Source organism: Yersinia rohdei ATCC 43380 (genome assembly GCF_000173775.1).
In the GTDB taxonomy this organism is placed as follows: Bacteria; Pseudomonadota; Gammaproteobacteria; order Enterobacterales; family Enterobacteriaceae; genus Yersinia; species Yersinia rohdei.
This window is the reverse complement of sequence record NZ_ACCD01000023.1, coordinates 46241-68184: the sequence shown is the minus strand read 5'-3', so window position 1 is coordinate 68184 and position 21944 is coordinate 46241. Positions and strand designations below refer to the sequence as shown.

Here is a 21944-nt window from a genome sequence, read left to right as displayed (position 1 = left end):
TTCCTGCTGCTTTAACGTTTTACAGTTGTCTTGGCAACGGCGGCATATATTACTAATTTCTCTTCACAGTGCAACTTAAATTTCTGTAAAGATGTTTAACTGCTTGTTCTTCGCTCGCTAATGCCCAGAAATTAGTCAATGCGACCAATTCCTGGGCTAGAAAAAGGCTATAGAGCAGATAAACGTTTCTGTGCCTGTTTAGCAGCATCGGTAGTAGGATATTGCTTGATCACTTGTTGATAAACCGCCTTAGCTTTATCGCTTTGGCCTTTATCCTGCATGATCACCCCAACTTTAAACATTGCTTCTGAACTTTTTGGCGATTTTGGGTAATTCTTAACTACAACAGCATAATAATAGGCAGCATCGTCTTTCTTACCTTTGTTGTAATACAACTGCCCTAACCAATAATTGGCATTAGGCTGGTAAGTCGACTTTGGGTACTGTTTCACAAAACTTTGAAAAGCAGTGATCGCTTGATCGTATTGCTTTTTCTCAAGTGCCAGAGAAACTGCTGCATTATAATCGCTGTTTTCATCACCAGTACTTGCTGCAGGTGCCGCTGTAGCAGCTGCTGCGCCTGCGGCGGCAGTATCAGAACTTCCAGTCGCTGCACTATCAGTTGCAGCGCCAGCAGCCGCAGGCGTTGAAGTAGACGCCCCCTGACCACCGCTCAGACTCTCCATCTGCTGGTAAATCTGTTTTTGCCGCTCAACAATTTGATTGAGCTGATACTGATTTTCTTGGATCTGACCGCGTAAACTATCTACATCGCGTTGCGAATCTGATAATTGTTGCTGAAGTTGAGTTAATAGCTGGCTGTGAGCGTTAGAAATACGCTCAAGTTGAGTGACTCGATCTTCTACCGAGCCGGAGCCGACATTACTGATTGGCGCTTGGGCAGTAGCGGCCCATGGGACCGCTACGCCAACCAATAACGACAGACCCACCAAGTGACGTCTGAAGTTACTGTTCATGCGATTCTCTTAGTAAACCAGAACTGCACGACGGTTTTTAGCAAATGCTGCTTCGTCATGGCCTAGTACTGCTGGTTTTTCTTTACCGTAAGAAACGATAGAGATCTGATCAGCAGAAACGCCTTTACCTTGCAGATACATTTTCACTGCATTAGCACGACGCTCGCCCAACGCGATGTTGTATTCTGGCGTACCGCGTTCATCCGCGTGGCCTTCAACAACAACTTTGTAAGATGGGTTGCTACGCAGGAATGCAGCATGTGCATCCAGCATTTGAGCGAAGTCAGAACCGATATCGTATTTATCGAAACCGAAGTAAACGATATTGTTCTTTTGCAGTTCTTGCATCTGAAGACGAGCTTGCTCTTCGGAAGACAGGTTGCTGCCGTTTTCTGTACCAGTGCCAGCGCCCATGCCAGATTGGTCATTATTTGCGCTTTTGTTAGAACTACAAGCAGCAATAGCCAGAACTGGCAATGCCAACATCAGCCCTTTTAGCACTTTGTTCAGTTGCATCTCTTTGATCCTTTTTTATAGTTTGCCATACATACGTATTTACACATGCATCACAGATACGGCGACCAGGCAGGAAATTTTACCTGTCCATCAGTTGCCGGAAGACGCGCTTTGAAACGCCCATCAGTCGAGACCAGCTGTAACACGGCTCCCAGCCCTTGTGTCGAGCTATAGATAACCATGGTGCCGTTAGGCGCGATACTAGGCGTTTCATCCAGGAACGTGTCCGTTAACACTTGAACGGCTCCCGTTTCTAGATCCTGTTTGGCGATGTGTTGTGCTCCACCATTGGAACTAACCAATACGAGGAATTTACCATCAGGACTCACATCTGCGTTCTGGTTCTGAGAACCTTCCCACGTGATTCGCTGAGGCGCACCGCCATTAATATTCACTTTATACACCTGTGGACGGCCACCCTGATCCGAGGTGTAAGCCAGATTCTGGCTATCCGGGAACCAGCTTGGTTCAGTGTTATTGCTGCGTCCATCAGTAACCTGGCTAATTTGACCTGATGCCAGATTCATAACATACAAGTTCAGGCTGCCGCTTTTAGATAAAGCGAATGCCAGTTTAGAACCGTCTGGTGAGAAGGCTGGTGCCCCGTTATGACGTGGGAATGAAGCCACTTGTCGAATTGCACCATTAGCCAGCGTCTGAATAACCAGCGCTGATTTGCCACTCTCAAAAGTAACGTAGGCAATTTTGCTACCATCTGGAGACCAGGCTGGTGACATCAGCGGTTCTGGAGAACGATGAACAACAAACTGGTTGTAGCCGTCGTAATCAGAAACACGTAATTCGTGTGGGAACTTGCCGCCGTTGGTTTGCACCACATAAGCAATACGGGTACGGAAAGCACCTTTAATCCCGGTCAGTTTTTCAAAGACTTCGTCACTGGCAGTATGCGCTGAATAACGTAGCCATTGCTTGGTTACTTTATACTGATTTTGCGCCAAAACGCTACCCGCCGCACCAGAAGTATCCACTAACTGGTAAGAAACCACGTAGCTGCCATCTGCACTTGGCTGAACCTGACCAACCACCACGGCATCAATACCCAACGCCGTCCAAGCCGCAGGCGTTACTTCAGCTGCAGTAGAAGGTTGCTGTGGCATGCGCGCCGCATCGATTGGGTTAAATTTACCACTGTTACGTAAATCTGCGGCAACGATCGCACCGACTTCTTCCGGTGGTGTACCTGGCCCCATCCATTTAAATGGAACGACCCCAATTGGACGAGCTGAGTCTACCCCTTGGGTAATCTCAATTCGAACTTCTGCGTGTAAAACAGAAGCCCATAAAACTAAAAAGCCTAGCGCTACTCGACATGCCTGCTTCATCTTGTCTCCCTTACCCGAGCGGGATGCTCGCGATAATTAGCAGAATTTTAACAAACCAACGCAAACAAAACTACATAATCCACGACTGATTAACAGAGTTATTCTCTACCAACCAACCTTATTGCGGTTTAAAAACAAGTGGGACATTTTTAAACACTTCATAAACATCCTGACTTGGAGGTTTAGGTATTTTAGCCAATTTAGCAGCGGCGATTGCAGCCTGGCACAGGGCCGGGTCACCTCCTTCCGCTTTAACATCAATTAGTAGACCATCTGGTGCCAATTTAATTCGCAGATTACAGGTACGGCCTTTGTAAAGATCTGCATCATAAAATTTACTTTGAATTGCGGCGGTTACCTGCCCCAGATAGCCACTGATATCACCTGCCGACGCCCCACTCTTCTTACCACCACCTTTACCGGCAGCAGCAGCTCCAGCACCTGAACCGCTTTTCGGCGCATTCTTAGAGTTAGCTAAGCCGCCGAACAAATCATCAACATCTGTTGCAGCGGCCGCGGCTTCTGCGGCAGCCTTTTTCTTGGCTTCTGCAGCAGCGGCTTTTTTAGCATCAGCGGCAGCTTTTTTCTCAGCATCAGCAGCGGCTTTCTTTTCTGCTGCTTCTGATGCCGCTTTTTCGGCGGCGTCTGCGGCTTTCTTAGCCTCTGCATCAGCTTGTTTCTTCGCATCGGCATCAGCCTGTTTCTTCGCCGCAGCGGCTACAGCAGCCTCTTTCTTGGCCTCTGCTTCTGCTTTTTTCTGTGCTTCAGCTTGCGCTTTTACCAGTTTGTCTGCTTCTGCTTTAGCTTGAGCCGCAGCGGCCTCAGCCTGCTTTTGCTCTTCTTTTGCTTTCGCGGCAGCAGCAGCGGCAGTTTTCTGTTGCTCAGCCGCCTCTTTTTGCTGCTCAGCGGCTTGTTTTTTCTGCTCTTCAGCCGCCTGCTTTGCGTCTTCCTGTGCTTGCAGACGTTCTTTTTCCAATTCTTTCAGGCGTTGTTGCTCAGTTGCCTGTTTCTGCTGCAATTCTTCTGCTTGCTGATCGGCTTTTTTCTGGCGTTGCTGTTCTGCGCGTTTAGCATCCGTCTGCTGCTGTTGCTGACGATTATACTGCTCTGTCACCGCGCCCGGATCGACCATCACGGCATCAATAACTTCGCCGCCATTGCCGCCACCGCCCATTTCAGTCGTCTGCGTCAGAGAGCCCCAAATCAACAGGGCAATCAATATGATGTGCAGAACCACCGACACGATAACGGCGCGATTCAGCTTATCATTTTGCTCAGTTGCCTTACCCACGCTCGATTTCCACACTCGATGTCCGCGCTCTATTTCTAAAAAACGGAACTGCCAAAAACAAGGTATCTACTGGCTGGATTCACTATCAATCCAGCCAATATCAACACAAATTTATATCGGTTGAGTCATTAAGCCTACCGACGTAACACCCGCCTGATGCAGCATATTCAGGGCCTTAATAATTTCATCATAAGGAACCTCTTTAGCACCGCCGATCAGGAATACAGTTTTCGGATTCGCTTTCAACCTTGCCTGAGCTTCTGCTACCACTTGTTCTGACGGCAGTTGCTCCATCCGCTGATGGTCAATAACCAGCGAATATTGCCCCACACCTGAAACTTCGACAATCACCGGAGGATTATCATCACTGGCCACAGTTTTTGAATCTGTCGCGTCAGGTAAGTCTACTTCAACGCTTTGCGTGATAATCGGCGCAGTCGCCATAAAGATCAGCAATAACACCAGCAAAACGTCGAGCAAGGGAACAATGTTAATTTCAGACTTAAGCTCGCGACGCTTACGACCACGTACTCGCGCCATACAACCCCCTACTTATTTGCTATCGGCGCTGGCAAAAGCCTGGCGATGCAGAATAGCAATGAACTCTTCCATGAAGTTGTCATAGTTTTGTTCAAGTTTATTCACACGCTGGTTCAGGCGGTTATAAGCCATAACAGCAGGGATTGCAGCAAATAGACCAATCGCCGTGGCAATCAGCGCTTCAGCAATACCTGGTGCGACCATTTGCAATGTCGCTTGTTTTACTGCACCCAGAGAAATAAAGGCATGCATAATCCCCCATACTGTACCAAACAGGCCAATATACGGGCTGATGGAACCCACAGTACCAAGGAAAGGAATATGAGTTTCCAGCGCTTCTAATTCACGGTTCATAGAGATGCGCATTGCCCTGGAAGCCCCGTCAATCACGGCTTCGGGAGCGTGGCTATTTGCACGGTGCAAACGGGCAAACTCTTTAAACCCAGAATGAAATATTTGCTCGGAACCACCAAGTGTATCGCGACGAGCCTGACTTTCTTGATACAAGCGGGACAGCTCAATGCCAGACCAAAATTTGTCTTCGAAAGCCTCAGCATCGCGGGTGGCAGCATTCAGTATACGCGTTCGTTGAATGATGATCGCCCATGAAGCAATAGAAAAGCCCATCAATACCAGCATGATAAGCTTAACAAATAGGCTTGCCTGTAGGAATAAATCCAGAATGTTCATGTCAGCCACTACTTAAACTCCGCGACAATAGACTTAGGAAGCGCTCTTGGCTTCATTTGGTGTGGATCGATACATGCGATCAATACTTCTGCACTACTCAGAAGATTGCCATGTGAGTCGAGAATTCGTTGAGCAAACGTGAGAGAAGCTCCACGCATTGCGGTAATTTCACTCTGAACCTCCAGCATATCATCAAGACGTGCAGGTGCCAGGTATTCTACCGTCATGCGGCGGACAGCGAAAGCGACATGCTCACTGAGCAATTGCTGCTGGTGAAAATTGCGTTGGCGCAACATTTCTGTGCGTGCCCTTTCGTAAAAGGCAACGTAGCGTGCGTGGTAAACCACGCCGCCAGCATCGGTGTCTTCAAAGTAGACACGTACCGGCCATCGAAACAACGTATTACTCACTCTACTTCCCAGTAATGCAATTAACGGACACACTATACTGAAGAGCGGTAAGCTTTGGAATCAATTGCGAGAATAGAACGAAAATAATTATGGGCCAGACGGCCCATAAAGAAGAGATTGTGTTCAGATTAAGCGAAACGTACTCAGATTAAACAAAAAAGTAGAATAATCCCGCGCCCAAGATCACAATTGCTGGAAGTGGTGAGAAAAAAGCGCGTAACCACACCCGGTTAGGGCGAAAGCCTACGCCATGAATCACACCAGTACATACCGCCCACACGATAAATGCTTCTTGCCAGACTTCCAGTGAGCTGGTTGCTGCCGCAAAACGCGCAGGATCCCAAAACACACAGAAAGCCACAGCGAATGCGAGCACCAGCGAAAGGGCCCGTAAAGGGCCCTTATCCATTAAATCGTATAGCTTATCGGACAACATCATCATTGCCATTGTTAGCGGCTTTCGCTGCTGCATTGGCTTCACTCTGCTCCAACGCCAGAGCAGTGATGATACCAAAGGAGCAGGCCAGAAGTGTCCCTAGAATCCAGGCAAAATACCACATGCTTTATGCTCCTTAGTACAGTGAGTGCTTGTTGTTTTCGATAAAGTCTTTATCAATACGACCGAACATTTTGTAATAGCACCAAATGGTGTAAAGCAAAATGATAGGGACAAAGATTGCCGCAACAACGGTCATCACTTTCAGTGTCAACAGGCTAGAGGTTGCATCCCACATGGTCAGACTAACATCTGGCATGGTGCTTGACGGCATAACGAATGGGAACATAGTTACCCCAGCGGTCAGAATCACACAAGCAATTGTCAGTGATGAGAACAAGAAGGCCCAAGCCCCTTTATCAAAGCGCGACATTAAGATAGTGAACAGTGGCAAAATAACGCCAAGTGCTGGCAATGCCCATAAGCTTGGGTACTTGTTGAAGTTAATCAACCATGCACCGGCCTGATGTGCGACTTCTTTGCGCATTGGGTTAGATTCAGCTGCTGTATCCAACACTGAGGTAATAACAAATCCATCAATGCCTTTAACTAACCAGATACCGGCCAGCAAGAATGCAACGCCCATCACTAGCGCCGAAATCTGCGAAGCAGCACGGGCGCGCAGATGCAACTCACCACGAGTACGCATTTGCAGATAAGTTGCACCTTGAGTTACCAGCATGGTTAAGCTCACCACCCCCGCCAGCAAACCAAACGGATTCAGCAACTGGAAGAAGTTACCGGTGTAGAACAGGCGCATATATTCATTCATGTGGAATGGCACGCCTTGCAGCAAGTTACCAAATGCCACACCGAAGACCACCGCAGGCACAAAGCTACCAGTGAAGATGCCCCAGTCCCACATGTTACGCCACCGGCTATTCTCCAGCTTAGAGCGGTAGTCAAAACCGACCGGACGGAAGAATAACGCAGCCAGCACCAGAATCATTGCAACATAGAAACCGGAGAATGCAGCGGCATACACCATAGGCCAGGCCGCAAACAATGCCCCACCTGCGGTTATCAGCCACACCTGATTACCATCCCAATGCGGGGCAATCGAGTTAATCATGATACGGCGTTCTGTATCATTCTTACCGATGATACGCAGCAGGATACCGACACCCATATCGAAACCATCGGTTACTGCAAAACCAATCAGCAATATACCGATCAGCAGCCACCAGATAAATCGTAATACTTCATAATCAAACATAAGTGGACTCCTGTTTACCGTGCTTCCTGCACTGGGGCAGTCGGCTGTTCAAAATGGTAGCGGCCAGTTTTTAGGCTGCTAGGCCCAAGGCGCGCAAATTTGAACATCAGGTACATTTCTGCCACCAGGAACAGCGTGTACAAACCACAAATCAATCCCATAGAGAACAGAATATCGCCCGCAGTGACTGACGAGTTTGCAATGGCTGTTGGTAGCACTTCACCGATGGCCCAAGGTTGACGGCCATATTCAGCCACAAACCACCCTGCTTCGACTGCAATCCACGGTAATGGAATCCCGTATAGAGCCAGGCGCAGCAGCCATTTTTTCTCACCAATCCGACCACGAACCACGTTATAGAACGACAGGCCGATAATCAGCAACATCAGGAAGCCACAAGCCACCATGATGCGGAAAGCGAAGTACAGCGGCAGAACACGAGGGATGGAGTCTTTGGTCGCTGACTGGATTTGCTCTTCAGTCGCGTCGGTTACGTTTTCTGTATAACGCTTAAGTAATAAGCCGTAGCCAAGATCCTGCTTCGTTTTATTAAATGCGTCACGCACCGCCGGATCAGTATTGCCGTTACGTAATTGGTCAAGCAGATGGTAAGCCTGGATACCATTACGGATACGCACTTCATGCTGAGACATCAACTCACGCAAACCGATAACTGGCGTATCCAGTGAACGGGTTGCAATAATGCCCAATGCGTATGGAATCTGAACCGCAAACCGGTTCTCCATGGTTTCCTGATCAGGAATAGCAAACAAGGTAAACGCCGCCGGAGGTGGCTGGGTTTCCCATTCAGCTTCAATTGCAGCCAGTTTGGTTTTTTGCACGTCACCCATTTCATAACCGGATTCATCACCCAGCACGATAACAGACAGCGTTGCCGCTAAACCAAAGCTCGCAGCGATTGCAAAAGAACGTTTGGCGAACGGAATATCACGGCCTTTCAACAGATAATAAGAACTGATACCCAGAACAAACATCGCGCCGGTAACATAACCTGCTGCCACAGTGTGAACGAATTTCACCTGAGCAACTGGGTTCAGAACCAGTTCTGAGAAACTCAGCATTTCCATGCGCATGGTTTCGAAGTTGAAGTCAGCTGCAATCGGGTTTTGCATCCAACCATTCGCCACCAAAATCCACAGCGCAGAGAAGTTAGAGCCTAATGCAACCAACCAAGTTACGGCCAAATGCTGGTGTTTACTCAGGCGATCCCATCCGAAGAAGAATAGACCGACGAAAGTAGATTCTAAGAAGAACGCCATTAAACCTTCGATTGCCAGAGGGGCACCGAAGATATCACCGACGTAATGAGAGAAATATGACCAGTTAGTCCCGAATTGGAACTCCATAGTCAAACCAGTGGCAACCCCCAGAGCAAAGTTAATAGCGAATAACTTACCCCAGAATTTGGTCATATCTTTATAGATTTGTTTACCAGACAGCACGTAAACCGATTCCATAATTGCCAACATAAACGCCATACCTAGCGTCAGTGGGACAAATAAGAAATGGTACATTGCCGTTAAGGCAAACTGTAACCGTGACAGTTCGACAATATCAAACATCTTGACTCCTTGCTCCTCGCAGGAAGACTCCGACTTGCGCTAACTGGACTTCCTAAAATTGAAGACCTAATAATTACGCGCAGTGAATGCCCAAAAAAACACAACAAAAATAACAATATCAACTACCCAGTATTACACCGCGATAATAGTACGCTTCTAATCCCACACAATAAATAGGATTTTACGTGACACAGCTTAGAGTTCTGGATACAGGTCAACAAATAGGTAATTTACCTTTCGCATCCTAGTTTGATCCAGAACAATTTAAGCTCATCTGAACATTATTGCCATATTCAAAAGTTGATTTAGAACAATTATTTGTTTTTAATGTTAATTAAAAGTTTGTTTGTTTTTATATAATCCCCAACTGTTAATGAAATGTGATTTTATCGTTTATCTAATGCTTTATTACATCATTATTATGCGATCCAGATTAACGTTTAATTTTATTAGATTCAGGGTGAGTTAAATCACAATTTCGAGTTTTATATGAATATATTAGTCTATCCTGCGGGAAGCGTTCGCTAGTGTTGCTATTTTGTTGCATGATAAAGTGCTAATACTTGATAAAATATTGAATCACCTACAATGAAAACATTAGCGCTCACTACATTACTTTGTATCAGTACTCCAGCCCTCGCCGCACAACACGTCGATATTACCTTGCTGGGCACCTCTGATTTACATGGTACTTTTGTGCCGTGGGACTATGCCAGCGACAGTAAAAATCTGGCCGGAAGCCTGAGCCAAATAGCCACCAAAGTGCAGGAAATCCGTGCAAAACAACCAAATATTATTTTGGTAGATGCGGGCGATACGATCCAAGGCAATTTTGTTGAAACCTTTAAAAATGAACCCATCAGCCCTATGGTTCTCGGCTTAAATGCGTTGAAATATGATGCTTGGGTGCTGGGTAATCATGAATTTGATTTTGGCTTAAAAGCCCTTTCAATTTCACTGAAACAATTTGATGGCACCGCACTAGCGGGCAATATTTTCTGGGATTCAGGTAAACCCTACCTGCCCTCTTATACTATTGTTGAGCGCCAAGGGGTTAAAATTGGCATTATCGGCATGGACACCCCAATGACTGCTGAGTTTGCTCGGGGTACAGATCGTCTCAATGGGCTTAACTTCAGTAATCCGGTACAAGAAGTCAAAAAAGTAATTCAGCAAATTCAACCGCAAGTCGACGCCATTGTGTTGGTTGCCCATATGGGAATAGACAATGAAAATCAGCGACCTGGAACGGGGGTGGGCGATATCGCCAAGGCCAATCCAGAGCTTACTGCCATAGTCGCCGGCCATATGCATGTGAAGATTGATAAGTCGATAGTTAACGGTGTCATTATCACTGAGCCGGATAAATATGGTCGCGCACTGTCACGTATTGACCTGAAGTTTGAGCTGCGCGATGGGAAATACCATCTCATCGAGAAAGACAGCTACACCTACCCCATCAAAGACATCAAATCTGATAAAAAACTAGAAGCTATTTACCAGCCTTATCATGATATTTTGCGCGCCAATGCTAACCGAGTCATTGCTAAGTTGACTGGCAGCAATCTGGTGCCGCCTGATGAGATAAAAGGTATTCCTCAAGTACATGTGCAAGATACAGGTATCAGCGCACTGTACCAGGAAGCGGCTCACTATTATGCGCCCTATGCCCAAGTCATTGCCTTGCAGATTGATAATGACACCCCCAAACTGGATGTGGGAAATATCACAGCTAAAGATATTGCATTTAACTATCAATATGCTGGCGGTGAAATCACGGTTTATTCCCTGACGGGCAAAGAATTAAAGCAATATATGGAATGGTCGGCAGACTACTTCAATCAGGCCAAACCCGGCGATGTTACCTACAGTTTCAATCCGCTGCGCCGCGCTTCAAAATACTCAACCAATGATTTCTTTGATGGTGTGACTTATATCATTGATTTGCGCCAACCGGTTGGCTCTCGGATCACTGATTTACGTCTTAATGATGGCACTCCTGTCATTGATATCACACCCATTAATCTGGGTATGAACAGTTATCGGATGGGTCATCTGACACAACAAGGCGGCATCTTGGCAGGGCAACGTTTCCCTATTCTGTCTGACAGTAAAGCGCAATACGGTGAGGAAGCTGGCACTATCCGTAATCTGACCATTCGCTATCTGACAGATATTAAAGCCGGAAAATATGAGGGTAAACCTCAACAACGTTGGAAATTAGTGGGATTAGAAGGCTATGAGAAAGAGCGGCTAATGGTTAAAAACCTGATTAATCAAGGTGCTATTGCCGTGCCATCAACTGCTGATGACCGTTATACCAATATTGCATCAATCAATGTAATTGATAAATTATTTAAAGATAAAACCAGTTATCACGCCGCGTTGGTGAAGTTACAACAACAAGCTACCAGCGCGCACACCAAACAGGCCAAGCAACAAGCCCAAACTGATATCACATTAATTAGAGAGTTAAATAAGTTCTGAGTGGGTATTAAAAAGGCCACCCTAAGGTGGCCTGTATATCGAACAAATAACTTAGCCAATAAATCACTTAGCCAATAATGGCGTTAAGTTACTTATTACTTTGGTAGACAGCTTTCACAGCATTGCCGATTTCAGCCAGGCTACGTACGGTTTTCACACCAGCCGCTTCCAGCGCAGCAAATTTGTCATCCGCAGTTCCTTTACCACCGGCAATGATGGCACCAGCATGGCCCATACGTTTGCCTTTTGGCGCAGTCACACCCGCGATGTAACCCACGACAGGTTTGGTCACATGCTCTTTAATATAAGCCGCGGCTTCTTCTTCTGCGTTACCGCCGATTTCACCGATCATCACGATGACTTCAGTCTGTGGGTCTTCCTGGAACAACTTCAGAATATCAATAAAGTTAGAGCCAGGGATTGGGTCGCCACCAATACCGACACAGCTTGACTGACCAAAACCAATATCCGTGGTCTGTTTTACTGCTTCATACGTCAGAGTACCTGAACGGGAAACAATACCCACCTTGCCCGGCAGGTGGATATGGCCTGGCATGATACCAATCTTGCATTCACCCGGGGTGATAACACCTGGGCAGTTCGGGCCAATCATCCGTGCATCAGACTGTTCCAATCTGACTTTAACTACCAGCATATCCAGCGTCGGGATGCCTTCCGTAATGCAGATAATCAGTTTGATGCCGGCGTCGATAGCTTCCAGAATGGAATCTTTACAGAATGGAGCTGGCACGTAGATGACAGATGCCGTAGCACCGGTTGCTTCTACTGCTTCACGGACTGTATTGAATACTGGCAGGCCCAAATGCTGAGTGCCGCCTTTGCCTGGCGTAACACCGCCAACCATTTTCGTGCCATAGGCGATAGCTTGTTCAGAGTGGAAAGTCCCCTGGCTACCGGTAAAACCCTGGCAAATAACTTTGGTGTTTTTATCAATTAAAATAGACATTATTTAGCCCCCACTGCCGCTACAACTTGCTGAGCCGCATCTGTCAGGCTGGTCGCAGCAATGATATTCAGACCGCTGTCTGCCAGTTTTTTGGCACCCAGCTCGGCATTATTACCTTCCAGACGAACCACCACTGGCACATTGACACCCACTTCTTCAACCGCACCAATAATGCCGTCAGCAATCAGGTCACAACGCACAATGCCGCCAAAGATGTTAACAAAAACCGCTTTCACTTTGTCGTCAGACAAAATGATTTTAAAGGCTTCAGTTACGCGCTCTTTGGTTGCGCCACCGCCAACATCCAAGAAGTTAGCCGGCTCGCCACCGTGCAGTTTCACGATGTCCATGGTGCCCATGGCCAAACCCGCGCCATTAACCATGCAACCAATGTTGCCATCCAGCGCAACGTAGTTCAGTTCCCACTGAGCAGCATGTGCTTCACGGGCATCTTCCTGGCTTGGGTCACGCATTTCGCGCAATTCAGACTGGCGGAACAAGGCATTGCCATCCGCGCCAAGTTTGCCATCCAAACACACCAAATCACCCTGTTTGGTGATAACCAGCGGGTTAATCTCAACCATCGCCAGATCACGCTCCAGGAACATGGTCGCCAGGCCCATAAAGATCTTGGTGAACTGAGCAACTTGTTTACCGCTCAGACCCAGCTTAAAGGCTAATTCGCGGCCTTGATAAGGTTGTGGGCCAGTCAGCGGATCCAACGCAATTTTGTGGATCAACTCAGGGGTTTCTTCAGCTACTTTTTCAATTTCTACGCCGCCTTCAGTGGATGCCATAAACACCACACGGCGGGAGCTGCGATCAATTACCGCCCCCAGATACAGCTCTTTGTCGATATCAGTCGCAGCTTCAACCAAAATCTGGTGAACCGGCTGACCATGAGCATCAGTCTGGTAAGTCACCAGTTTTTTACCCAACCACTGCTCAGCGAAAGCACGAATATCTTCTTTGCTATTAACCAGTTTCACGCCGCCCGCTTTACCGCGACCACCCGCATGCACCTGACATTTAACCACCCACGGGCCAGCACCGATTTTAGATGCGGCTTCTTCTGCTTCACGCGGTGTGGTACAGGCGTAACCCGTTGGAGCGGGCATGCCATACCGAGCAAACAGTTGTTTTGCCTGATATTCGTGTAAATTCATGATGTTCTATCCATATAAGGTCTGAGTTGGGCCGAAGCCTACCAGGTAGCCTGATTGCATGGAGGCAGGTAATCAACACCTTGCAATCAGACTGGCCTTGTCATTTATCTTTTTTATACGTCGAGTAGCAAGCGAGCTGGATCTTCCAGCATCTCTTTTACCGTCACCAGATAACCCACAGATTCGCGGCCATCAATGAGACGGTGATCGTAGGACAGTGCCAGATACATCATTGGCAGAATCACTACCTGACCATTTACCGCCATCGGACGATCTTTTATGGCATGCATGCCAAGGATCGCGCTTTGTGGTGGGTTAATGATCGGAGTCGACATCAATGAGCCAAATACGCCGCCATTGGTAATAGTGAAATTACCGCCAGTCAGTTCTTCAACTTTCAATTTGCCGTCACGGCCTTTGACAGCCAATTCTTTGATTTTTTTCTCAATATCGGCCATGCCCATGGTGTCTACATCACGCAATACTGGGGTTACCAGGCCGCGCGGGGTAGAAACTGCGATGCTGATATCGAAATAGTTGTGATAAACCACATCTTCGCCATCAAGAGAAGCATTCACTTCCGGATAACGTTTCAGTGCTTCAACAACCGCTTTAATATAGAAGGACATAAAGCCCAGACGCACACCATGACGTTTCTCAAAAGCCTCACCATATTGCTTACGCAAATCCATGATTGGCTTCATATTGATTTCGTTAAAGGTGGTCAGCATCGCGGTGCTGTTTTTCGCTTCTAACAGGCGCTCGGCAACACGTTTACGCAGACGCGTCATCGGCACACGTTTTTCACTGCGGCCAGCAAGAGGAGCAACAGCTGCGGCGGCTTCAACTTTGGTTTCTGCTGCAGGGGCCGATACGCGGCTTGCCAAATGACTCTCAATATCTTCACGAGTAATTCGACCACCTACACCACTGCCTTTGATAGCCGATGCATCAAGCGAATGTTCTGCAATCAAACGACGGATAGCTGGGCTAAGGGCATCGTTAGTTTCTTCTTCCAGGCTGGCAGTCTGGCGCTGAGCAGGAGTTGACTCTTTGCTCTGGCTTTTTTCTTCCGTCGGAAGGCCTGAACTGTCACTTGGACGAATACGGCCCAACACTTGACGTGAAACGACAGTGGCACCTTCATCTTCCAAAATAGCATCTAAAATGCCGTCCTGGCTTGCCGGAACTTCCAGAATCACTTTGTCGGTTTCAATCTCTACCAGCACTTCATCGCGTTTAACCGTGTCACCCGGTTTCTTGTGCCAGGTTGCTACAGAGCCATCAGCCACAGACTCAGGGAGGTCAGGAACATTAATATCTACGCTACTCATTCTCTATCCTTTATATGTTAACCGGCTCGCTATTCAACAGTCAGCGCGTCATTAACCAGAGCTTGTTGTTGTTTTTGGTGTACGGAAATATAGCCAACTGCCGGTGAAGCTGAAGCTGGGCGGCCCGCGTAACGCAAGGAAGCACCAAATGGAATCACTTCACGGAAATTGTGTTGGCTGCAATACCAAGCACCCTGGTTAAGCGGCTCTTCCTGACACCAGACAAAATCATGTACATGAGCAAATTGCTCCAGCACCGCTTGTACCGCATGATGTGGGAACGGATAAAGCTGCTCAATACGTACGATAGCAACATCGGTTTGCCCATTCTTGCGGCGCTGTTCCAGCAAGTCATAGTAGACTTTACCTGAACACATCACGACGCGTTTAACACCTTTTGGATCCAGCTCGTCAATCTCGCCAATTGCTGGCAAGAAGCTGCCATTCGCCAACTCATCCAAAGAGGATATGGCCAACGGATGACGCAACAATGACTTAGGCGACATCACAATCAGTGGACGGCGCATACCACGTAATGCCTGACGGCGGATCATGTGGTAAACCTGTGCCGGTGTTGACGGGATACACACCTGCATGTTTTGTTCAGCACAAAGTTGCAGATAACGTTCCAAGCGCGCGGAGGAGTGCTCCGGGCCTTGCCCTTCATAACCATGTGGCAGCAGCATGACTAAACCACACATCCGGCCCCATTTCTGCTCGCCGGAACTGATGAATTGGTCGATAACAACCTGAGCACCATTGGCAAAGTCACCGAACTGCGCTTCCCAGATAGTCAGGGTGCGCGGTTCCGCCGTGGCGTAACCATATTCAAATGCCAACACCGCTTCTTCAGACAGCACGGAGTCCCATACCTGGAAATGCCCCTGCCCGCTGTGGATATTTTCCAGTGGGACATAAACAGAACCGTTTTTCTGATTATGGATAACCGCATGGCGATGGAAGAAAGTCCCGCGCCCGGCATCCTCACCAGATAAACGAATCGGAATGCCTTCATCTACCAGTGTGGCGTAGGCCAGTGTTTCAGCACCGCCCCAGTCAAAGGGTTTCTCACCGCTGGCCATCAAGGCGCGATCGCCATAGATTTTGGCAACACGGGATTGCATTTCAATGGCTTCCGGTGCGTGGCTGATACGACGCGCCAGTTCTTGCAGGCGTTTCATCTCAACTTTGCTTGGATACTCTTCATCCCACTCGTGGTTCAAATAGGGCGACCACGTGAAAGATTGCAGATTCATCGGACGCCACTCTGCCACCACACACTCACCGCCATCCAATGCATCACGGTACAAGTTGACCATTTCCGTGGCATCTTCCAAGCTGGCGATATTTTGCTCAGTCAGCTTGTCAGCATAGATTTTGCGCGGCGTCGGGTGTTTTTTGATTTTCTGATACATCACTGGCTGTGTTGCACTTGGCTCATCGGCTTCGTTATGCCCATGGCGACGGTAACAAACCAGGTCAATCATCACGTCACGTTTAAAGGTGTTACGGAAATCCAACGCCAGACGGGTTACAAACGCCACGGCTTCAGGATCATCAGCATTCACGTGGAAAATAGGCGCTTGCACCATTTTGGCAATATCGGTGCAATACTGCGTTGAGCGCGCATCCAGTGGGTTCGAGGTGGTGAAACCTATCTGGTTATTGATAACAATGCGCACCGTCCCGCCGACTTCATAGCCACGGGCCTGAGACATATTCAAGGTTTCTTGCACCACACCCTGCCCGGCAATCGCCGCATCACCATGAATGGTAATTGGCAGTACCATGTTGCTGCGGGCTTCATCCAGGCGGTCACGACGGGCACGGACAGAACCGATAACCACCGGGCTGACAATTTCCAGATGAGAGGGGTTAAAGGCCAGTGCCAGATGAACCAAACCGCCTTCAGTTTCTACATCAGAAGAGAAACCTTGGTGGTATTTAACGTCACCAGTACCCAGATGCTCTTTATGCTTACCGGCGAATTCATCGAACAAATCTTCCGGTTTTTTACCCAGCACGTTAATCAAGACGTTAAGGCGGCCACGGTGAGCCATCCCCAGCACCACTTCACGGGTGCCGTTCTTGCCCGCATGTCGAATCATTTCTTTCAACATGGTGACCAGCGAATCGCCGCCCTCCAGAGAGAAACGCTTCGCGCCCGGGAATTTAGCCCCTAAATAACGTTCCAAACCTTCAGCGGCAGTCAGTTCGCTCAGAAAACGGCGCTTCTCTTCATCGCTGAATGTCGGTTTCCCGACCACTGATTCAATGCGCTGCTGAATCCAGCGTTTCTCTTCAGTGTTGGTGATATGCATATATTCAGCGCCGATAGAGCCGCAGTAGGTCTGCTTCAGTGCTGCATACAGGTCAGACAGCTTCATCGTTTCTTTGCCAATAGCAAAAGAACCAATATTGAAGGTGTTCTGGAAATCGGCTTCGGTCAGGTGATGATAGGAAGGTTCAAGATCGGGAACAGACTCTTGCTTCCATAAACCGAGAGGGTCAAGGTTGGCATGCTGATGGCCGCGGAAGCGGAAGGCGTTGATTAACTGCAACACCTTAACTTGCTTGGCATCATTTTCAGGATCGCTGATGGATGAGTTATAACGAGAGGTATCCTTCGCCAGGCGACGGAAATACTCACGCGTTTGAGAGTGGAACTGATCAGGTTTTACACCCGTTGTCGGTAGTTGTTGAAAAATTGAACGCCAACTATCATCAACGGAACCAGGATCAGTTAAAAAGTCTTCATAGAGCTGCTCTATGTAGGACTGGTTCGCGCCCGCCAGATAGGAGGAATCCAGCCAGGCCTTCATTGCGCCGTTCTGCATCATGATCCCTTAAGCTTTGAAGCTTCAGTTTTCGCCGTGGTTAACATATACACCGTAATATAAACGGTTTGCCGTAAAAACGGTTCACTCGACATGCTCAATGCACGTTCTGTTATGGACCTTAACGGTCCCGTTCAAGGAACCTCTAAAAATGGACAACCTGCCCGCTTTTAGAGATTCCCTACCTTAGAAGCAACCCGGGAAGATGATTCCCCGGGTTAATAAACTCACATCATGCACTACGCTGTAACAACATAGACTTAATGTGGCCAATTGCTTTGGTCGGGTTAAGGCCTTTAGGACAAACACTGACACAATTCATGATGCTATGGCAGCGGAAAACACTAAAAGCGTCGTCTAGATCATCCAAACGTGCTGATGTTTCTGTGTCACGGCTATCAATCAGGAAACGATAGGCGGCCAGTAACCCCGCCGGGCCAACAAACTTGTCCGGATTCCACCAGAATGACGGACAAGAGGTTGAACAACAGGCGCACAGGATACATTCATACAAACCGTCCAGTTTTTCGCGCTGTTCCGGCGACTGCAAATGCTCGCGGGCTGGCGGATTTTTGCCGTCGTTCAACAGGTAAGGTTTAATTTTCTCGTACTGAGTATAAAACTGCCCCATATCGACCACTAAATCCCGCACTACAGGTAACCCCGGCAGCGGGCGGATAACAATCTTTTTATTACCCTTTTGCAAAACAGATATTGGCGTAATACATGCCAAGCCATTTTTGCCATTCATATTCAGACCGTCGGAACCACAAACCCCCTCACGGCATGAGCGGCGGAACGACAGTGTTGGATCGGTTTCCTTCAGCTGGATAAGTGCATCCAGCAACATCATATCCCGGCCTTCCTCTGCTTCGAGGGTGTAATCCTGCATATACGGCGCGTTATCGACGTCCGGGTTATAGCGATAAATTGAGAACTCAAGCTTCATGACCTATTTCTCCGCAACAGGTTTGGGTTAACCCTGCAACATGACACATACATTAATAAGAACGCACTTTCGGCGGGAACGCCGCGCGTAGCTTAGGTTGCATGTTTACCTCTCGGCGGGTCATGCTTTCAGTGTCTGGCAAATACAGCGAGTGACACAGCCAGTTCGCATCATCGCGTTCCGGGAAGTCAAAGCGGCTATGCGCCCCACGACTTTCGGTACGGAAGTTTGCTGATACAGCAGTGGAAAACGCAGTTTCCATCAGGTTATCCAATTCCAGGCATTCAATTCGTTGAGTATTGAACTCACTGGAAGTGTCATCCAGACGGGCATTTTGCAGACGTTCACGGATAGTTTTCAGTTCTTCCAATCCCTTCGCCATTGCATCACCTTCACGGAATACCGAGAAGTTGTTCTGCATGCAGGATTGCAATGCTTTACGGATTTCAACTGGATCTTCACCTGAACGGGTGTTATTCCAGCGGTTCATTCGGGCCAGAGAAGCGTCAATGTCGGATTCACTGGCATCGCGGCTAGCCCCCTGCTCCATTAAGGATTCTTGCAGGTGCATACCTGCTGCTCGGCCAAAGACGACCAAGTCCAGTAATGAGTTGCCACCCAGACGGTTTGCACCATGGACGGAAACACAGGCAATTTCACCTACCGCAAACAAACCAGGGATGACAACGTCCTCACCCTTTTCATTTACTGTAATCGCCTGGCCGGTCACCTTAGTTGGGATCCCGCCCATCATATAATGGCAAGTTGGGATAACAGGGATAGGTTCTTTGATCGGGTCAACGTGGGCAAAGGTGCGAGATAACTCAAGGATCCCCGGCAGACGGGATTCCAGCACTTCTTTACCTAAGTGATCCAGTTTCAATTTAGCATGTGGCCCCCAAGGGCCTTCACAGCCACGGCCTTCACGGATTTCAATCATAATGGAGCGCGCCACTACGTCACGACCCGCCAAATCTTTAGCGTTCGGGGCATAACGCTCCATAAAGCGCTCGCCGTGTTTGTTCAGCAAATAACCGCCTTCACCACGACAACCTTCTGTCACCAACACCCCCGCCCCAGCGATACCCGTCGGGTGGAACTGCCACATTTCCATGTCCTGCACCGGTACACCGGCACGCAGAGCCATGCCCACACCGTCTCCGGTATTAATGTGCGCATTGGTGGTTGATTGATAAATACGCCCGGCACCACCGGTTGCCAGCACAGTTGCCCGCGCTTTGAAATACACCACTTCACCGGTTTCGATACAGATAGCAGTACAGCCCACAAAAGCGCCATCCTGATTCTTCACTAAATCCAGCGCATACCACTCGGAGAAAATAGTGGTGTGGTTTTTCAGGTTTTGTTGATAAAGGGTATGTAACAGTGCATGCCCGGTACGGTCAGCCGCAGCCGCAGTACGCGCCGCTTGCTCACCGCCAAAGTTAAGCGACTGCCCACCGAATGGCCGCTGATAAATACTGCCATCCTCTAAACGAGAGAAAGGCAAGCCCATGTGCTCCAGTTCGAGCACGGCTTCAGGGCCAGTTTTACACATATATTCAATGGCATCCTGGTCGCCGATATAATCGGAGCCCTTTACCGTGTCATACATATGCCATTCCCAGTTATCTTCATGGGTATTACCCAGAGCAACAGTAATACCGCCCTGTGCAGATACTGTATGGGAACGGGTCGGGAATACTTTAGATATCAGGGCGCAAGACAGCCCCATTTGTGAAATTTGCAGTGCTGCGCGCATACCTGCGCCACCCGCACCAACAACAACAGCATCAAACTCTCTGACCGGCAGTTTCATTTAAGCACCCCACACCACAATTGTTCCATACAATAGATAGACCAGCAGCGTAACTACGACGGCAAGCTGTAACACCAGTCGTACCGCCAGCGGCTTTATATAGTCCGTTAATACCTGCCACAAACCAATCCAGGCATGAGCCAAAATTGCCAGTAATGTCAGCAGGGTAAATACTTTTGTGATGTGCGAGGCGAAAAAGCCGCGCCAGATTTCGTAGGTGATATCTGGGACAATAACAACAAAGCCCAGAATATAAAGAACATACAGAGTGATGACGATTGCAGAAGCACGCAGTAACAGCCAGTCGTGTACTCCATTACGCCCTAACGCAGAAGCATTGCTTACCATACAAGGACTCCAGCTAAAACTGACAGCACCAAAGTTAACACCATTGCGACTTGGGCGGAGCGGGTCCCCGCAGCCAAGCTCTCTTCGATATAGCCGAAATCCATTAACAAGTGACGAATGCCACCGCAAATGTGATAGGCCAGCGCAGTGAGTATTCCCCAGAAGATGAATTTAACAATAAAGCTATTCATGATCGCCGCAGCTTGCAGGAATCCCTCTTGCGAGGAAACAGACAAACCTAACAGCCAGAGGAGAATACCAACGGCAACGAAAGTAATTACGCCAGAGACTCGGTGTAAAATGGACGCTATCGCAGTAACAGGAAATCGAATCGTTTGAAGATCCAAATTGACAGGTCTTTGTTTTTTCACGGTTTTGCCCACACAGCTCTTATTATTTTCCATCCTCCGGATCTGGGTGGGGGTCAGACAGCGTTAAGAGCCGAAACCCTTCACATCGCACGTTTAAACATAACATCCTGAATGCTTAAAAGGCGTGTTCTTATAACGCTGGGTGCTCCTACTTCAGGGTAATCCGGAGACCTGGCGGCAGTATAGGGGGTTCACATTCTTATTACAATTCCCACACAAACTGATTGGAAACATTTCCCCTGAACAGTGATTAGGATCACGATTTACACAATTTATATAAAATTAATTATCTGATTTGACAAAGAATAAACATTTACATTACAACTAGGGTAGAAATAAGCCCTATGATGCACTAAAGGTCTGAGGATACACTTCCCCATAAGCTTAAGTTATGCAACAGTGTATTAAGTTAATATCCCCATAGATATCGTAGGCATTGAACCATATAAGATAAGTATCCAATGAATCGTTAACAACTTCGTAACGTTACCTGTTAATCCAAGAGCTTTGGAAATGCAGGCCACATTGGCAAGATACTCTGTACCCTAAATCACGTTCTCTACCCAAAGAACTTGACGTTACAGGCAGCAAGCGACAAAACCCT

At 48.0% G+C, this 21944-nt stretch carries 20 protein-coding genes; 1 reads left to right on the top strand and 19 read right to left on the bottom strand.

Annotation, left to right across the window (positions count from 1 at the left end):
• Window positions 1–167: 167 nt before the first annotated feature.
• The 11 genes from cpoB to cydA all read right to left on the bottom strand — a co-directional run bounded on the left by cpoB (window position 168) and on the right by cydA (window position 9062).
• Window positions 168–977: a cell division protein CpoB gene (gene cpoB / locus YROHD0001_RS04485; RefSeq protein ID WP_004715791.1), complete on the bottom strand. Its 810-nt coding sequence runs from the start codon at window positions 975–977 to the stop codon at window positions 168–170.
• Between the two features lie 9 nt (window positions 978–986).
• Window positions 987–1493 (bottom strand): peptidoglycan-associated lipoprotein Pal, encoded by a 507-nt coding sequence (gene pal / locus YROHD0001_RS04490; RefSeq protein WP_004393299.1) that lies wholly within the window; start codon window positions 1491–1493, stop codon window positions 987–989.
• Window positions 1494–1543: 50 nt separating this feature from the next.
• Window positions 1544–2836, bottom strand: coding sequence for a Tol-Pal system beta propeller repeat protein TolB (gene tolB, locus YROHD0001_RS04495; protein WP_032817514.1), 1293 nt, complete (start codon window positions 2834–2836; stop codon window positions 1544–1546).
• A gap of 118 nt (window positions 2837–2954) precedes the next feature.
• A complete protein-coding gene (gene tolA, locus YROHD0001_RS04500; RefSeq protein ID WP_004715789.1) occupies window positions 2955–4127 on the bottom strand; it encodes a cell envelope integrity protein TolA in 1173 nt (390 codons plus the stop codon).
• A gap of 111 nt (window positions 4128–4238) precedes the next feature.
• Window positions 4239–4667: a colicin uptake protein TolR gene (gene tolR, locus YROHD0001_RS04505; RefSeq protein ID WP_004715788.1), complete on the bottom strand. Its 429-nt coding sequence runs from the start codon at window positions 4665–4667 to the stop codon at window positions 4239–4241.
• 12 nt (window positions 4668–4679) lie between these two features.
• Window positions 4680–5366 carry a Tol-Pal system protein TolQ gene (tolQ, locus tag YROHD0001_RS04510; RefSeq protein ID WP_004715787.1) on the bottom strand — a complete coding sequence of 229 codons (687 nt, stop codon included), beginning with the start codon at window positions 5364–5366 and terminating at the stop codon, window positions 4680–4682.
• Window positions 5366–5767 carry a tol-pal system-associated acyl-CoA thioesterase gene (gene ybgC, locus YROHD0001_RS0118385; protein WP_005165498.1) on the bottom strand — a complete coding sequence of 134 codons (402 nt, stop codon included), beginning with the start codon at window positions 5765–5767 and terminating at the stop codon, window positions 5366–5368. Before ybgC ends, tolQ begins: the two co-directional genes overlap by 1 nt.
• A gap of 148 nt (window positions 5768–5915) precedes the next feature.
• Window positions 5916–6203, bottom strand: coding sequence for a cyd operon protein YbgE (gene ybgE / locus YROHD0001_RS0118380; protein WP_186373632.1), 288 nt, complete (start codon window positions 6201–6203; stop codon window positions 5916–5918).
• Entirely contained in the window at window positions 6190–6327 is a 138-nt protein-coding gene (gene cydX, locus YROHD0001_RS04515; protein WP_004712290.1) for a cytochrome bd-I oxidase subunit CydX, read from the bottom strand. Before cydX ends, ybgE begins: the two co-directional genes overlap by 14 nt.
• Window positions 6328–6339: 12 nt before the next feature.
• Window positions 6340–7479, bottom strand: a complete 1140-nt coding sequence (cydB, locus tag YROHD0001_RS04520) for a cytochrome d ubiquinol oxidase subunit II (RefSeq protein WP_004715785.1) — start codon at window positions 7477–7479, stop codon at window positions 6340–6342.
• 14 nt (window positions 7480–7493) lie between these two features.
• Entirely contained in the window at window positions 7494–9062 is a 1569-nt protein-coding gene (gene cydA, locus YROHD0001_RS04525) for a cytochrome ubiquinol oxidase subunit I (protein WP_004715784.1), read from the bottom strand.
• A 588-nt stretch (window positions 9063–9650) separates the two neighbouring features.
• Here cydA and YROHD0001_RS04530 point away from each other — a divergent pair.
• On the top strand, window positions 9651–11549 hold the full coding sequence (locus YROHD0001_RS04530) for a bifunctional metallophosphatase/5'-nucleotidase (RefSeq protein WP_004715783.1): 1899 nt from the start codon (window positions 9651–9653) through the stop codon (window positions 11547–11549).
• Window positions 11550–11637: 88 nt separating this feature from the next.
• Here the strand turns inward: YROHD0001_RS04530 and sucD are convergent, their stop codons facing one another.
• From sucD to sdhC, 8 genes are all read right to left on the bottom strand, one after another.
• A complete protein-coding gene (gene sucD, locus YROHD0001_RS0118375) occupies window positions 11638–12516 on the bottom strand; it encodes a succinate--CoA ligase subunit alpha (RefSeq protein WP_032817511.1) in 879 nt (292 codons plus the stop codon).
• On the bottom strand, window positions 12516–13682 hold the full coding sequence (sucC, locus tag YROHD0001_RS04535) for an ADP-forming succinate--CoA ligase subunit beta (protein ID WP_004715782.1): 1167 nt from the start codon (window positions 13680–13682) through the stop codon (window positions 12516–12518). Before sucC ends, sucD begins: the two co-directional genes overlap by 1 nt.
• A gap of 113 nt (window positions 13683–13795) precedes the next feature.
• Entirely contained in the window at window positions 13796–15016 is a 1221-nt protein-coding gene (gene odhB, locus YROHD0001_RS04540) for a 2-oxoglutarate dehydrogenase complex dihydrolipoyllysine-residue succinyltransferase (RefSeq protein ID WP_004715781.1), read from the bottom strand.
• A 29-nt stretch (window positions 15017–15045) separates the two neighbouring features.
• Entirely contained in the window at window positions 15046–17853 is a 2808-nt protein-coding gene (gene sucA, locus YROHD0001_RS04545; RefSeq protein WP_032817509.1) for a 2-oxoglutarate dehydrogenase E1 component, read from the bottom strand.
• A gap of 232 nt (window positions 17854–18085) precedes the next feature.
• Window positions 18086–18802: a succinate dehydrogenase iron-sulfur subunit gene (locus YROHD0001_RS04550; protein ID WP_004715779.1), complete on the bottom strand. Its 717-nt coding sequence runs from the start codon at window positions 18800–18802 to the stop codon at window positions 18086–18088.
• A 52-nt stretch (window positions 18803–18854) separates the two neighbouring features.
• Window positions 18855–20621, bottom strand: a complete 1767-nt coding sequence (sdhA, locus tag YROHD0001_RS04555; protein WP_004715778.1) for a succinate dehydrogenase flavoprotein subunit — start codon at window positions 20619–20621, stop codon at window positions 18855–18857.
• Window positions 20622–20969 (bottom strand): succinate dehydrogenase membrane anchor subunit, encoded by a 348-nt coding sequence (gene sdhD, locus YROHD0001_RS04560; protein ID WP_004715777.1) that lies wholly within the window; start codon window positions 20967–20969, stop codon window positions 20622–20624. It lies immediately after the preceding gene.
• On the bottom strand, window positions 20963–21352 hold the full coding sequence (gene sdhC, locus YROHD0001_RS0118370; protein ID WP_032817520.1) for a succinate dehydrogenase cytochrome b556 subunit: 390 nt from the start codon (window positions 21350–21352) through the stop codon (window positions 20963–20965). Before sdhC ends, sdhD begins: the two co-directional genes overlap by 7 nt.
• Window positions 21353–21944: the final 592 nt, after the last annotated feature.